13 protein-coding genes are annotated in these 13,218 nt (G+C 71.4%); 2 read left to right on the top strand and 11 right to left on the bottom strand.

The genetic code is table 11. The annotated features are described in order from the left end of the window. The first annotated feature begins 126 nt into the window (after positions 1–126). A complete protein-coding gene (locus CRP56_RS08590) occupies positions 127–1,080 on the top strand; it encodes an SMP-30/gluconolactonase/LRE family protein (protein ID WP_097261858.1) in 954 nt (317 codons plus the stop codon). Positions 1,081–1,147: 67 nt separating this feature from the next. On the opposite strand, the gene CRP56_RS08585 is transcribed toward CRP56_RS08590, so the two are convergent. The 8 genes from CRP56_RS08585 to CRP56_RS08550 form a co-directional block, all read right to left on the bottom strand. Beyond that, a complete protein-coding gene (locus tag CRP56_RS08585; protein WP_097261856.1) occupies positions 1,148–2,167 on the bottom strand; it encodes a PAC2 family protein in 1,020 nt (339 codons plus the stop codon). A 300-nt stretch (positions 2,168–2,467) separates the two neighbouring features. After that, positions 2,468–3,139, bottom strand: a complete 672-nt coding sequence (locus CRP56_RS08580; protein ID WP_097261855.1) for a FadR/GntR family transcriptional regulator — start codon at positions 3,137–3,139, stop codon at positions 2,468–2,470. A 99-nt stretch (positions 3,140–3,238) separates the two neighbouring features. Further along, complete coding sequence (locus CRP56_RS08575; protein WP_097261853.1) at positions 3,239–4,534, bottom strand: amidohydrolase; 1,296 nt, start codon at positions 4,532–4,534, stop codon at positions 3,239–3,241. After that, positions 4,531–5,283, bottom strand: a complete 753-nt coding sequence (locus CRP56_RS08570; protein ID WP_097261851.1) for a nucleoside phosphorylase — start codon at positions 5,281–5,283, stop codon at positions 4,531–4,533. Before CRP56_RS08570 ends, CRP56_RS08575 begins: the two co-directional genes overlap by 4 nt. Beyond that, entirely contained in the window at positions 5,280–6,152 is an 873-nt protein-coding gene (locus tag CRP56_RS08565; protein ID WP_097261849.1) for an ABC transporter permease, read from the bottom strand. The genes CRP56_RS08570 and CRP56_RS08565 overlap by 4 nt, the downstream gene beginning before the upstream one ends. Then, the gene (locus tag CRP56_RS08560) at positions 6,152–7,204 is read right to left on the bottom strand and encodes an ABC transporter permease (RefSeq protein WP_257040269.1); all 1,053 of its coding nucleotides are present in this window, start codon (positions 7,202–7,204) and stop codon (positions 6,152–6,154) included. Before CRP56_RS08560 ends, CRP56_RS08565 begins: the two co-directional genes overlap by 1 nt. After that, entirely contained in the window at positions 7,194–8,738 is a 1,545-nt protein-coding gene (locus CRP56_RS08555) for an ABC transporter ATP-binding protein (protein WP_097261845.1), read from the bottom strand. The genes CRP56_RS08560 and CRP56_RS08555 overlap by 11 nt, the downstream gene beginning before the upstream one ends. After that, complete coding sequence (locus CRP56_RS08550) at positions 8,719–9,768, bottom strand: BMP family ABC transporter substrate-binding protein (protein ID WP_097261843.1); 1,050 nt, start codon at positions 9,766–9,768, stop codon at positions 8,719–8,721. The genes CRP56_RS08555 and CRP56_RS08550 overlap by 20 nt, the downstream gene beginning before the upstream one ends. Before the next feature lie 296 nt (positions 9,769–10,064). On the opposite strand from CRP56_RS08550, the gene mtnA reads away from it, so the two are divergent. Beyond that, complete coding sequence (mtnA, locus tag CRP56_RS08545) at positions 10,065–11,096, top strand: S-methyl-5-thioribose-1-phosphate isomerase (protein WP_097261841.1); 1,032 nt, start codon at positions 10,065–10,067, stop codon at positions 11,094–11,096. A 44-nt stretch (positions 11,097–11,140) separates the two neighbouring features. Here mtnA and mtnB read toward each other — a convergent pair whose 3' ends face one another. Genes mtnB through CRP56_RS08530 form a run of 3 tightly spaced genes read right to left on the bottom strand, consistent with a single transcriptional unit; the run spans position 11,141 to position 13,061 of the window. Beyond that, positions 11,141–11,749, bottom strand: coding sequence for a methylthioribulose 1-phosphate dehydratase (gene mtnB, locus CRP56_RS08540; protein WP_097261839.1), 609 nt, complete (start codon positions 11,747–11,749; stop codon positions 11,141–11,143). After that, positions 11,746–12,465 carry an acireductone synthase gene (mtnC, locus tag CRP56_RS08535; protein ID WP_097261836.1) on the bottom strand — a complete coding sequence of 240 codons (720 nt, stop codon included), beginning with the start codon at positions 12,463–12,465 and terminating at the stop codon, positions 11,746–11,748. Before mtnC ends, mtnB begins: the two co-directional genes overlap by 4 nt. Continuing rightward, positions 12,462–13,061: a 1,2-dihydroxy-3-keto-5-methylthiopentene dioxygenase gene (locus tag CRP56_RS08530; protein WP_059196555.1), complete on the bottom strand. Its 600-nt coding sequence runs from the start codon at positions 13,059–13,061 to the stop codon at positions 12,462–12,464. The genes mtnC and CRP56_RS08530 overlap by 4 nt, the downstream gene beginning before the upstream one ends. Between the last annotated feature and the right edge of the window lie 157 nt (positions 13,062–13,218).

Raw genomic sequence — 13,218 nt, 5'->3', positions numbered from 1 at the left:
GTCCGGAAACAGATGTCACGTCACAATCCGGCCAGTGACTGCGGAGGCGACGGTCATGTGATGGGGTGAGATCGTCTGTTGACCGTTCGGCCGGTGATCGCCGGCCCCTTGGCAGAAGGACGCACAGTGGCACCCACAGCACGTTCCTTCGCACGTAGAAGACTGCTCACCGGCACCGCGGCGCTGACGGGAGCGGCGCTGCTCGGCGGCACCGCGCACGCGGCCGAAGCGCCGAAACCCGCCTGGCCCGACCAGTTCCCGCTGCCCGACGGCTTCCAGCCCGAGGGCATCACCATCGGCGGCAAACCCTTCGCCTACTTCGGCTCCCTGGCCAATGGCGACATCTACCGGGCGAACCTCGCCACCGGCCGCGGCTCGGTCGTCAGCAAGGGCCTCGGCGCCGAACACCCCACCGTGGGCCTCAAGATCGGCCAAGGCAGGCTGTTCCTCGCCGGCGGCGTCAGCGGCGAGATCCGCACGGTGGACCTCCGCTCGGGCGCCCTCGAGAAGGTGTACGCCACCGGCGGCAGCTTCGTGAACGACGTCATCCTCACCCCGGGCGCCGCCTGGTTCACCGACTCCTTCAAGGCCCAGCTCTACCGCGTGGCCCTCGGCAAGCACGGCGAGCCCGGGACCCTGACGACGCTGACCCTGTCCGGCGACTGGGTCCAGGGCGACGACTTCACCGCCAACGGCATCGAGCGCACCCCCGACGGCCGCGCCCTGCTCGTGGTGAACTGCTTCGCCGACGGCGGCACCCTCATGCGGGTCGACCCGCGCACCGGAGCCGCGACCGCCGTCGACCTCGGCGGCGCCAAACTCCCCAACGGCGACGGCATGTTGCTGCTCGGCCGGACCTTCTACGTCGTCCAGCAGGCGCAGAACGCCATCGACGTCTTCCGCCTGAACGCGGCCGGCACCAAGGGCACGGCGATCACCCGGATCACCGACCCGCGCTTCCGCATCCCGACCACCGCCGCGGCCTGGGGCGACCGGCTCTACCTGCCCAACGCCCGCTTCGACGTGGAGCAGCCGACACCCGACACCGGCTACGACGCGGTGGCGGTACCGCAGGTGTGACGCAGACCTGCCGGGCATGCAGAAGGGCGGTGCGCGCCAGGCGCACCGCCCTTCCCCGTCCCGCTTCTCACTCCTCCGACGAATCCCCTGAATCGTCGCCGTCGGTCCCCGTCTCCGCACCCGGCTCGGGATCCGTGTCCGCGCTCGGCTTCGGCGGCTTCGGCGGGCGCGTACGACCGCTGGGGCCGTCCCGCAGATACGACGTACCGTCGCCGCTCTCCGTCGCGTGCCCGCCCGGCGGGCTGCCGCCGTCCCGGCGCCGCAGATACCGCTCGAACTCGCGGGCGATCGCCTCGCCCGACGCCTCCGGCAGCTCGGCGGTGTCCCGGGCCTCCTCCAGCGTCTGCACGTACTCGGCGACCTCGGTGTCCTCGGCGGCCAGCTGGTCCACGCCCACCTGCCAGGCGCGCGCGTCCTCGGGCAGCTCGCCCAGCGGGATGCGCACGTCGATCAGGTCCTCGAGCCGGTTGAGCAGGGCCAGCGTGGCCTTCGGGTTCGGCGGCTGCGACACGTAGTGCGGCACGGCCGCCCACAGCGACACGGCCGGCACACCCGCGTGCGTGCACGCCTCCTGGAGGACGCCGACGATGCCCGTGGGCCCCTCGTACTTGGTCTCCTCCAGGTCCATCCGCTGGGCCAGGTCCGCATCCGACGTGGTCCCGCTGATCGGGACCGGACGCGTGTGCGGGGTGTCACCGAGCAGAGCGCCCAGGATCACGACCAGTTCCACGCCCAGTTCATGGGCGAAGCCCAGCAGCTCGTTGCAGAACGAGCGCCAGCGCATGGACGGTTCGATACCTCGGACCAGTACGAGATCGCGCGGCTTCTCGCCGCCGACCCGGACCACGGACAGCCGTGTCGTGGGCCAGGTGATCTTGCGTACTCCGGCGTCCATCCACACCGTGGGCCGGTTCACCTGGAAGTCGTAGTAGTCCTCGGCGTCCAGCGCCGCGAACACCTCGCCCTTCCACTCCCTGTCCAGATGCGCGACCGCGGTGGAGGCGGCGTCGCCGGCATCGTTCCAGCCCTCGAACGCGGCCACCATGACCGGGTCGATCAGCTCGGGAACCCCCTCGAGCTCGATCACCCAGTGCCTCCTTCCGACGTGCCCTCCCGTACGCCCCAACCTTACGGCGTCCAGCGGGGGCGTCCGCAGCCCCCTTGCACGGGGGAGTGAACGCATCACTGCCCCATTAGCCACCCCGGAACACCCCCCGGTCATCCGAGCTGTGCCGAATCACCCTGCACGGATGTCACGCGGGCCGGCCGGTGACCCGGGTAGACGTCGGAGGACGCCGAGCGAACAGGGGAGGTCACAGTGACGCGCGTAGCCCCTGCGGTCCCGGGGCGTCACAGTGACGCGCGCAGCCACTGCGGTCCCGGGTCGTCACAGTGACGCGCGCAGCCACTGCTCCACGCTCGCGATGTGCACCGTCGCCCAGGACCGCGCCGCCTCCGCGTCCCGGTCCCGCAGGGCGGCGAGGATCATGCGGTGCTCGTGCAGGGTGCGGCTGACGGCGTCCTCCTGGGTCAGGCCGCGCCAGATCCGGGCCCGGGTGGTGGGGCCCGACAGACCGTCGAGGAGGGAGCACAGCACGGAGTTGCCGGAGCTCTGCACGATGCCCCGGTGGAAGTCCAGATCGGAGGCGACCAGCTCCTCCACCGACGGGGTGTCGCCGAGCTTGTCCAACTGGGCCGAGAGCGCGTCCAGTTGCTGCTCGCTGACCCGGGAGGCGGCCATCCCGGTCGCGGCCGGCTCCAGGATGCGGCGCACGGCGAGGAACTCCAGCACGGTGTCGTCGCGGTGGAAGTCGACGACGAAACTCAGGGCTTCCAGGAGGAGTTGGGGGTCGAGGCTGGTCACGTACGTGCCGTCGCCCTGTCGCACGTCCAGGATCCGGATCAGCGACAGGGCGCGCACGGCCTCGCGCAGGGAGTTGCGGGACAGCCCCAGTTCCGAGGCGAGTTCGGACTCCTTCGGCAGCCGGTCGCCGGGGCGCAGCGCACCGGAGACGATCATGTCCTTGATCTTCTCGATCGCCTCGTCGGTCACTGCCATGGCCGGCCTCCCTGTGGTTCACGCGCATGTCCGTCGAGACATCCGATGTCTCACGTCATTATGGGGGCGGAAACAGCGCCGCGGGAGCGAAATCCCCGGTCAGACCAGTGCTTCCAGGTCGGCGATCACGGCCGGCTCGTCCAGCGTCGTCAGCACGCGGTCCCGCATCAGCACCCGCCCGTCGACCACGGTGTCCCGGACATCCGCCGAGTGCGCCGCGTAGGCGAGCGTCGACCACGGGTCGTGCGGCGGCCGCAGATGCGGGGCGTTCAGGTCGAGGACGACGAGGTCGGCCCGCTTGCCCGCCTCCAGGGAGCCCAACTGCTCCCCGAGCCCGAGCGCCCGCGCACCCTCGATCGTCGCCATCCGTACGGCCTGTTCGGCGCCGACGAGGGTGGGGTCGCCGCCCGCCTTGTGCACGAGCGCCGCCTGCCGCACCGCCCCCAGCACATCCAGCGTGTTGGAGCTGACGGCCCCGTCCGTGCCGAGCCCGACGGTCACCCCGGCGCTCAGCAGCCGCGGCACCGGCGCGATCCCGCAGCCCAACTTCAGGTTGGAGACGGGACAGTGGGCGACCGAGGTGCCGGTGCGGGCCAGCACCGCGATCTCCGGGCCGGTCAGATCCACGGCGTGCGCGAGCAGCACGTCGTCACCGAGCAGCCCGAGCGAGTCCAGCAACTCCACCGGCCGCTTGCCGTACTTGACCTCGACCGTGGCGACCTCGGTGGCGTTCTCGGCCGCGTGGATGTGGATCAGGGCGCCGAACTCCCGTGCCAGGGCGAAGATCTCGACGAGCTGGTCGGGGGAGAGCGTGTACGTCGAGTGCGCGAACACCACGGGCCGGTGGCCGGGGCGGGCCGGGCCGCGCGCCACCAGATCCCGGCGCGCCCACTCCAGCCGGTCCTCGTACACGATCGCGTCCGGCGGCTCGGGTACGTCCATGAAGGTGGGCCCGGTGTGCAGCCGCCAGCCCGCCTCACGGGCCGCCTGCTCGGCCGCCTCGTGGAACCAGTACATGTCGAGCGCGGAGGTCACTCCGGCCCGGACGCTCTCGGCGACCGCGAGCCGCACCGCTGCCGCCACGTTCTTCGGCGCCAGCAGCCGGGCCTCGGCGGGCAGCACCCGCTCCAGGAACCCCTGGAGGGTGACGTCGTCGGCGAGACCGCGCAGGAGGGTCATCGCGAGGTGGGTGTGCGTGTTGACCAGACCCGGGAGGACGAGACAGCCCGCCGCGTCAATGCGCTCGGCGGCTGTGAATCGCGCTTTCAGCTCCTCGGCAGGGCCGACGGCGACGATCTCGCCCTCGTGGACCGCGACCGCCCCGTCCCGTACGACGGTCCCGGCCTCGTCGACGGTCAGCACGTCACCGCCGTGCACCAGCAGATCGATGCTCACAGCCCGTACTCCTCGGCCAGCAGCCGCAACGCCTCCAGCGACACGACCGCCCCCTTCTCGACACCGGCCGCGACCACGTCACGGTGCGGGTCGTAGACGCTGGTGCCGGCCTCGTCCACCAGCTCGTCCGCGTTCGCCCCGTCGACCACCAGCACGCCACCCGCGACCAGTCCGCGCAGCGACGCCGTGACCAGCAGGGCGGAGAGCTCCATCTCGATGGCGGCGAGGCCGGCACCGTCGTAGGAGAACATCGGCAGCAGGCCGGGCTGGAAGGCCGCGCGGGTCCAGACGACGCCCCGGTGGTGCGGGGCGTCCGCCTCGCGGGCCGCGCGCTGGAGCGCGAAGACGGCCTCGGGGGAGGAGACCGCCGGGTACTCCGGCGGCAGCAACTGCTGGGTGACCCCGTCGTCGCGGACCGCCGCCTCGGCGATGACGAGGTCGCCGTCGGCGATCCCCGGCTTCATCGCCCCCGCCGTACCGAACCGCAGCAGCACCCGCACGCCCGCGTCCGCGAGCTCCTGGAACAGCAGGATCGCGCCCGGACCGCCCACCCCGTGCGAGGCGACGACGACCGGCAGGCCTTTCCAACTGCCGCTGAACACACGGTATTCGCGGTGGTACGACACCTCCTCGGCGCCGTCGAGCAGCGCGGCGACGGCCGCGGCGCGCGCCGGGTCGCCGACGACGACCGCGTGGGCCGGCAGGCCGGTGCGGGGTATGCGGGTGATGGGCAGCAGGTCCTGCGTCATGAGGCGACTCCGGTGGACGACGGACGGACACGGCGACGACGGCGTGCCGTGGTGAGGAAGAGGGCGCCGAGCGTGACGACGTACGGCGCGGCGTCGGTGGCCTGTTGGGGCAGACCGAGGCCCTGGAGGCGGAAGCCGGCCGCCTCGGCGAGGCCGAAGAGCAGCGCGGCGAGCAGGACGCCCAGCGGCAGGGCGCGGCCGAGCATGACGGCGACGACGGCGATCCAGCCGCGGCCCGCGGTCATGTTCTCGGTGAACAACGTGACGTTGCCGAGCGCGAGTTGGGCACCGGCCAGTCCGCACAGGACGCCGGAGAGCAGGACGGCCGCGTACTTGTACTTCGCTGGGCTCACCCCGAGGGTGGCCGCCGCGTCCGGCGCCTCGCCGACCCCGCGCAGCCGAAGGCCCCACACATGCCGGGACAGCATGACCGCGGCCACCGCGACCGCCGCCCACGACAGATAGGCGAGCGGACTCAGACCGCCGATCAACGGCAGCCCGGCGAGTGACGGGTCGTCAAAAGTGCCCTGAACACCGAAGATCGTACGCAGCAGGAAGCTGGTGAGGCCCACGGCGAGGAGGTTCATGGCCACGCCGAGAACCACCGCGTCTCCGCGGAGCGTCACGGTCCCGACGGCCAGGATCAGCGAGTAGGCCGCGGCCGCGAGCGCCGCCGCCAGCACGCCCAGCCACGGGCTCCCGGTGAACCAGCTCGTCGCCACGGCCGTGAAGCAGCCCATCAGCATCATGCCTTCGAGGCCGATGTTGAAGACCCCCGCCCGCTCGCAGATCGCACCGCCCAGCGCGGCCAGCAGGATCGGGGTCAGCGCGCGCAGCGCCGACATCAGGAGATCGGAGTCGAAGAACATCACACCGCCTCCTTACGACGGTTGAACCACCGGCTGGGGAAGCGCAGTCGGGCCGCGAGGAACACGATCACGATCGCCTGGAGCACCTGCGTCAGTTCGCGCGGCACCTCCGTCGTCCGCTCCATCGCCAGACCGCCGACCTGGAGGACGGCGAAGAAGAAGGACGCGACGACCGTGCCCAGCGGGGCGGCCGTCGCCAGCAGCGCGGCGGTGAGTCCCGTCCAGGTGTAGCCCGGTGCGGTCAGCGAGCCGTCCACGAAACGGTAGGGGAAGCTCAACACCCCGATGGCGCCCACGAGTCCGGCGGTCGCGCCCGACACGGACATCAACTTCAGTGTCAGGCCCCGGCGTTCGACGCCCGCGTAGGCCGAGAAGCGCGCGTTGAGACCGGTCATGCGGATCTCGTACCCGATCGCGGTCCGCCGGTCCGTGAACCAGTAGGCGGCCGCCGCGAGGACGACCAGGACCAGCCCCCAGGTGACCGTGGAGTCGCCGAACGCGGGCAGCGCGACCCCGTCCGGCAGGGCACGGGTCTGGGGGAGGCTGGAGCCGGGCTCCTTGAGCGGGTAGCGCGCCAGGTAGGAGGCGAGCGACACCGCCGGGTAGCTCAGCAGCAGGCTGCTGACCAGCAGAGGGACACCGAAGTGGTTCTCGCACAGGGCGGCCAGGGCGGCGTAGAGGGCACCGGCCGCCATGCCCGCGAGGAGGGCGAGGACGACGGTGAGGGGCGCCGGCAGCGGTGAGTACAGGCCGGTCACGGCCGCTGTGATGCCGCCGAGGACCATCTGGCCGTCGCCGCCCAGGTTGATGAGCCCGGCCCGCAGCGGGATCGCCAGCGCGAGCGCCATGCCGAGCACGCTGGTGCCGGTCGTCAGCGTGGAGCCGATGCCGTCGGCGCCGAGCGAGCCGGTGAGGACCGCCTCGTAGGCCGCGATCGGGTCCGCGCCGGTGCCGACCAGGAAGAGGGCGCCGACGAGGACGCCCGCGAGCACGGAGAAGGTGATGGGGGAGCGCAGGGCTCCCGATATCCGGTCGTTCATGTCAGGCGACATCCGATTGTTCATGCCGGTCGACGGCCTCCACGGTGACCTGGCCGCCCGCCATCGCGAGACCCAGCGTCCGCTCGTCCGCCTCGTCCTTGCCGTACGACGCCGTGATCCGGCCCTCGTACATCACCAGCACCCGGTCCGCCAGGCCCCGGATCTCGCTCAGTTCGGCCGAGACGAGGAGCACGGCGTGACCGGCGTCGCGGTAGGCGATCAGCTGGTCGTGGATGTTCTGGATGGCACCGATGTCGACCCCGCGGGTCGGCTGCTCGACGAGCAACAGCGGCGCCTCATGGGCGAGTTCACGGCCGATGAGCAGCTTCTGGAGATTGCCGCCGGACAGGGCGGAAGCCGGTGCCTCTGGCGCCGACGCCTTGATGCCGAAGCGGTCGATCAACTGCCGTGCGTGCGCCCGGACTCCGGCCGGCGCCAGCAGCCCGCGGGACGACAGCGACGTACGGTGATGTCCCATCGCGAGGTTCTCGGCGACGGACGCGGCAGGTGCCGTACCGACCGCGTGGCGGTCCTCGGGGACGTACGCCAGCCCCTTGAGGCGGCGTTCGGTGGCCGAGGCGTGGGTGATGTCGGCGTCGAGCAGGGAAACGCGTCCCCCAGTGGTCGGCCGCAGTCCGGCCAGCGCCTCGATCAGCTCGCTCTGGCCGTTGCCCGCGACGCCCGCGATGCCGACGATCTCGCCCGCCCGCACCGTGAGCGAAGCCTCGCGCACCCCGTCGGTGGTGAGGCCGGCCACGCTCAGGACCACGTCACCCGGCGTCCCCGGGGCGTGGATGCGGTCCAGTTCGACCGCGCGGCCGGTCATCGCGGCCGCGATCTCGTCCGCGGAGGTCTCCGCGGTGACCAGGCGGGCCACCACCCGGCCGTCCCGCAGCACGGTCACCCGGTCGCTGCCTTCGAGGACCTCGCGCAGCTTGTGCGTGACGAGGATCACCGTACGGTCCTGCGCGGCCAGCGACTTGAGGACGGCGAACAGCGCGTCCGCCTCGGCGGGCGTGAGCACCGCCGTCGGCTCGTCGAGGATCAGCGTGCGGGCGCCGCGGTGCAGCAGCTTGAGGATCTCGACGCGCTGACGCAGGCCCACGGGCAGGTCGCCGACGCGTGCGTCCGGGTCCACGGCCAGGCCGTGCTCCTCGGCGAGCGCACGCACCCGGCGGCGGGCCGCGGCCCGGTCCACCAGGCCGAAGCGGCGCGGCTCGGCGGCGTAGACGACGTTCTCGGCCACGCTCAGCGAGTCGAACAGCTTGAAGCTCTGGTGGACCATGCCGAGTCCGGCGGCCATCGCGTCGCTGGGGCTGGCGAAGTCCGCCTCGCGCCCGTCGACCCGGACCGAACCGGCGTCGGCGCGCGTCATGCCGTACAGGATCGACATGAGCGTGGACTTGCCCGCGCCGTTCTCGCCCATGAGGGCGTGGATCTCGCCGCGCCGGACGGTCAGGTCCACGGCGTCGTTGGCGAGCGTGCCGGGGAACCGCTTGGTGATTCCCCGGAGCTCGACCGCCGGATCAGCTTGCGGCGGGGTCATCGACCGTCAGCTTCCCGGACACGATCTGGTCGCGCAGTTCCTTGACCTTCGCGAGGACGTCCGTGTGGTCGGCGATGACGCACTTCGACGTCGCGACGCCGTCCTCCAGGCCGGTCAGACTGATGCCGCCCTCCTTGAGGCCGTAGGAGACGGTCGTGCCCGCCTTGCCGTCGAGCACCGACTCGATGCCCTTCTCCACGGCCACGTCCGTGCGCTTGATCACGTTGTCGACGACCGTGCCGGGCGCCGAGGTGCACTGGTTGACGTCGACGCCGTACGCGTAGGCGCCCTTGGCCTTCGCGGCCTCGAAGACGCCGTAGTTGCCGGCCGCCGCGGCCGCCATCAGCTGGTCGTACCCCTTGGCGAGCAGGGTGCCCGCCTGCTCCTTGGCGCGCGCCGAGTCGTCGAAGGGGGACTGGCCGCCGACGAAGCGCGTGTCGGTGGTGGTCTTCGGCGCGACCTTCTTGGCGCCGGCCGCGAACGGGTCGCTGTAGCGGCGGAACTGGGGCGTGTCGAGGACGTCGACCGCGCCGACCTTGCCCGACTTGCTGAGCAGGCCCGCCTCGGCGCCCGCGAGGAAGACGCCCTCGTGCTCACGGAAGACCGCGCAGCTGACGTTCTTGAAGGTCTTCGTGGTGCAGGCGTCGATGATCAGGAACTGCTGCTTCGGGTTCTTCTGGGCCTGCTGCGCGACGATGTCGGCGAACTCGAAGCCCACCAGCACGATGACGTCCGGCTTGGCGTCGACCGCGGCCTGCACGTTCTGCTGCTGGGAGGCGGTGTCCGTGGACTCGTAGACCTTCTGTGAGCCGTCGTGCTTCTTCGCCGCGGACTTGATGCCGCTGACGGCGAGCTTGAGGAACTCGTTCTGGCCGACGGCGTCCGGGGTGACCAGCGTGAAGGACGTCTTGCTGCCCGCGCTCGCGCTGCCGGAGTCGTCCTTCGCGGCGGCGTTGCAGGCGGTGGCCGCGGTGACGATCAGCGCGGTGGTGGCGGCGACCTGGAGCGTACGGCGGGATCTGCGGAGCATCGGGGGAGGCCTTCCGGATACGGCGATACGCGCTCCGCCGGGAGCGCGTGGGGGTGATGGGTGGGGTGACGCTGCGGGGACGGGGTCAGCGTCGACAGCCGTCGCCGGCACACCGGCCGAAGTCGAGGAAACGGCGCTTGGTCAGCAGCACGATCTTTCCTCCTTCGTCTCGGTCTGCGGACTGATCGCTGGACAGTAGCATCCGTTTCCGGACATCTGCTCGACTGTCTCGAACTATGGTTCGTGCAGGTCATGTACGGTGGCGGAGACCACCGGAACATCAGGAGTGTCCCGATATGCCCCAGGAATTGCGCGCGGTCGAGTGGACCGGGGAGAGCCTCGCCCTCATCGACCAGACGCTGCTGCCGCAGCGTACCGAGACGCTGGATGTCCACGATGTGGACACCCTGGTCGACGCGATCCAACGCCTCGTGGTGCGCGGCGCTCCGGCCATCGGCGCGGCCGGCGCGTACGGTGTCGCGCTCGCGCTCATCGAGGGGGAGCGCGAGGGCTGGTCCCAGGACGAGGTGCGTGCCGCCGTCGCCCGGGTCCGCGCGGCCCGCCCCACCGCCGTCAACCTCATGGTGTGCGTGGACCGCGTCATGACCCGCTTCGACGAAGGTCTCGACGCGGTACTGGAGGAAGCCGCCGCCGTCCAGCGCGAGGACGTCGAGGCGAACCGCGCGATGGGTGCCTTCGGCGCCGACTGGCTGCTCGAAATGGTCGGCGAGGACCGGCCGTTGCGCATCCTGACCCACTGCAACACCGGCGCCCTCGCGACCGCCGGCTGGGGCACGGCACTCGGCGTCATCCGTGAACTCCACGCCCGCGGGCGCCTGGAGGTCGTGTACGCCGACGAGACGCGCCCGCTGCTCCAGGGATCCCGGCTCACCGCCTGGGAGTTGGTCCAGGAGGGCATACCGCACTACGTCCAGGCCGACGGGGCCGCCGCCGGCACCATCCTGCGCGGCGAGGTCGACGCGGCGATCGTCGGCGCGGACCGCATCGCCGCCAACGGCGACACCGCCAACAAGGTCGGCACCGTGGGCGTCGCCCTCGCCTGCGCCGACGCCGGCATCCCGTTCCTGGTGGCCGCGCCGACGACGACGGTCGACCTCGCCACCAAGACCGGCGACGACATCCACATCGAACTCCGCGGTGAGGCCGAGGTGTTGGAGTGGGGCGGGGTGCGCACGGCACCCGCCGAGTCACGCGGCCACAACCCCGCGTTCGACGTGACGCCGGGGCGGCTGGTGACGGGGCTCGTGACGGAGCGGGGCGTGCTGGAGGTCTCCGCCGGTCAACTGCCCGGGGATCACCTGAAGTAGACGGAAAGGGACCCCCTGATCCCAGGGGGTCCCTTTTTCTGTGCTCAGCGCTGCGACAGCTCCAACTCCAGCAGCCACTCCACCACTTCGGTGTGGTGCCGGGCCTGCTTCGGACTGTCGCCCCAGACATAGAGGCCGTGCCCCGCGACCACCACCGCCGGCATCCGCGGGTCCCGCGCCGCCTCCAGCCGGTCCCCGAGCACCTTCATGTCCTGGCTGTTGGCGATGACCGGCAGCGTCACCTCGACGTCGTGCGCGGGCTGCCCGACGCCCTTCAGCATCTCCAGGTCCCTGAAAACGATCCCGCCCGGCTCGCGTCGCCCCATGGCCACGGACGCCACAGTGTGGACGTGCACCACGGCCCCGGCCCCGGTCAGCGCGGCGACCCGGGCGTGCAGCTCGGCCTCGGCGGACGGCTTGCCACCCTGCACGGCCGCCCCCTGCCCGTCCACCAACACCACGTCGGCGGGCGTCAGTTCACCCTTGTCGTGGCCGCTCGCGGTGACCGCGAGGCGCAGCGGGTCACGGGTGAGCACCACGGACAGGTTGCCGGAGGTGCCCCGCATCCAGCCGAAGGAGGCGAAGCGGGCGGACTCGGCGGCGAGGACCGCCCCCGCCTCCTCCAGATCGAGTGCGCTGATCTCAGCGGTCATGTGGTGCTCCTGGAAACGGTGATCTCGTCGAACGTCCCCGCCTGCGCGTGGTCGCCGACGCCTTGCTCGTAGTACGGCTCCCCGGGCCGCCGGATGCCGACCGCGTGCCAGCCGGCCGCGCGGGCCGCGTCCAGCTCGCCGGGGCGGTCGGAGAGGAAGAGGAGCCTCGACGGCTCGACGCCGGTCGCCTCCGCGATACGGCGGTACGACTCCGGCTCCTGCTTGGGGCCCGCGTTCTCGGTGTCGTACAGCCCCGAGACGAGGGACGTCAGGTCGCCCTCCGGGCTGTTGGTGAACCACGCCCGCTGCGCCGCCACCGACCCGGACGAGTAGACGTACAGCCCGAGGCCCGCCGCGTGCCAGGCGCGCAGACGCGGTACGACGTCGTCGTAGAAGTGCGAGACGAGGTCGCCGCGGGCGAAGCCCTCGGACCAGATGATGCCCTGGAGGGTCTTGAGCGGGGTGGCCTTGCGGTCCTCGTCGAGCCAGGAGTTGAGGGCCTTCTCGACGGCCGTCGCGTCCGCGTCCGGGTCGCCGAGCTCCTCGCGGACCTGTGCGACGGCCCGCTGGACGTCCGGATCACCACCGCGCTGGGAGAGCAGTGCTCCGAAACGTGAGCGGGAGTAGGGGTAGAGGACGTCGACGACGAAGCCCGTGGCGCTCGTGGTGCCCTCGATGTCGAGCACCACGGCGTCCACGTCGTACGACAGACTCATGCGGAGGCCTTGTCCGCCTCGTAGCCCGCCGCGATCGTGTCGTAGTCCGGGAAGCGGGACGCGATCGTCGAACCGGTGAAGTTGCCGATCCAGCCGTCCTCCTCGTGGAAGAAGCGGATCGCGGTGAACGACGGGTTGGTGCCCATGTCGAACCAGTGGGTGGTGCCGCGCGGCACGCCCAGCAGGTCGCCCTTCTCGCAGAAGACCGCGTGCACCTCGCCGTTCACGTGCAGATAGAAGATGCCGGAGCCGGAGACGAAGAAGCGGACCTCGTCATCGTCGTCGTGCGTGTGCTCCTGGAGGAACTTCTCGCGCGCGGCCTTCGCCTTCGCCGGGAACTCCGGGTCGTCGCTGGGGTGCAGGCCGAGGACGTCGACGGTGGTGAAGCCCTCCTCGGCGTTCAGCTTCTCGATCTCCGGGCCGTACGCGGCGAACACCGTGTCGCTGTCCGCGTCGAAGGGGACGTCCTCGCGGATCGGCCACTGCTCGTAGCGCACACCGAGCGGCTTGAGCGCCTCGGCGATCTCGGCGGGGTCCGAGGTGCGGCGGACCTGCGTCTCGGGGCCGGACTCGGACCAGGTGGTCAGCAGCGTCATGGGAACAACTCCAGGAGTCTGGAAGGAAAGTCCGGATACCGAGACAAGCACCGGACCGGCGGGGGAGGAAGAGGACGGCGGCGAAACGCGGCGGGACAGTCGGTCAGCCGCGACACAGCGCGCGACAACAGCGGCGCATGCAGGGCATACGCAGCGC

This window comes from Streptomyces sp. TLI_55, assembly GCF_900206255.1.
GTDB lineage: Bacteria > Actinomycetota > Actinomycetes > Streptomycetales > Streptomycetaceae > Streptomyces > Streptomyces aquilus.
This window is presented reverse-complemented; position numbering and strand designations above follow the sequence as displayed.

Excerpts from the sequence above, each read along its gene's own strand:
- CRP56_RS08530 (WP_059196555.1), bottom strand. The coding sequence starts at position 13,061 with ATGACGCTGCTGACCACCTGGTCCGAGTCCGGCCCCGAGACGCAGGTC.
- CRP56_RS08570 (WP_097261851.1), bottom strand. The coding sequence starts at position 5,283 with ATGACGCAGGACCTGCTGCCCATCACCCGCATACCCCGCACCGGCCTG.
- CRP56_RS08550 (WP_097261843.1), bottom strand. The coding sequence starts at position 9,768 with ATGCTCCGCAGATCCCGCCGTACGCTCCAGGTCGCCGCCACCACCGCG.
- mtnC (WP_097261836.1), bottom strand. The coding sequence starts at position 12,465 with ATGAGTCTGTCGTACGACGTGGACGCCGTGGTGCTCGACATCGAGGGC.
- CRP56_RS08560 (WP_257040269.1), bottom strand. The coding sequence starts at position 7,204 with ATGTCGCCTGACATGAACGACCGGATATCGGGAGCCCTGCGCTCCCCC.
- CRP56_RS08580 (WP_097261855.1), bottom strand. The coding sequence starts at position 3,139 with ATGGCAGTGACCGACGAGGCGATCGAGAAGATCAAGGACATGATCGTC.
- CRP56_RS08555 (WP_097261845.1), bottom strand. The coding sequence starts at position 8,738 with ATGACCCCGCCGCAAGCTGATCCGGCGGTCGAGCTCCGGGGAATCACC.
- CRP56_RS08565 (WP_097261849.1), bottom strand. The coding sequence starts at position 6,152 with ATGTTCTTCGACTCCGATCTCCTGATGTCGGCGCTGCGCGCGCTGACC.
- mtnB (WP_097261839.1), bottom strand. The coding sequence starts at position 11,749 with ATGACCGCTGAGATCAGCGCACTCGATCTGGAGGAGGCGGGGGCGGTC.
- mtnA (WP_097261841.1), top strand. The coding sequence starts at position 10,065 with ATGCCCCAGGAATTGCGCGCGGTCGAGTGGACCGGGGAGAGCCTCGCC.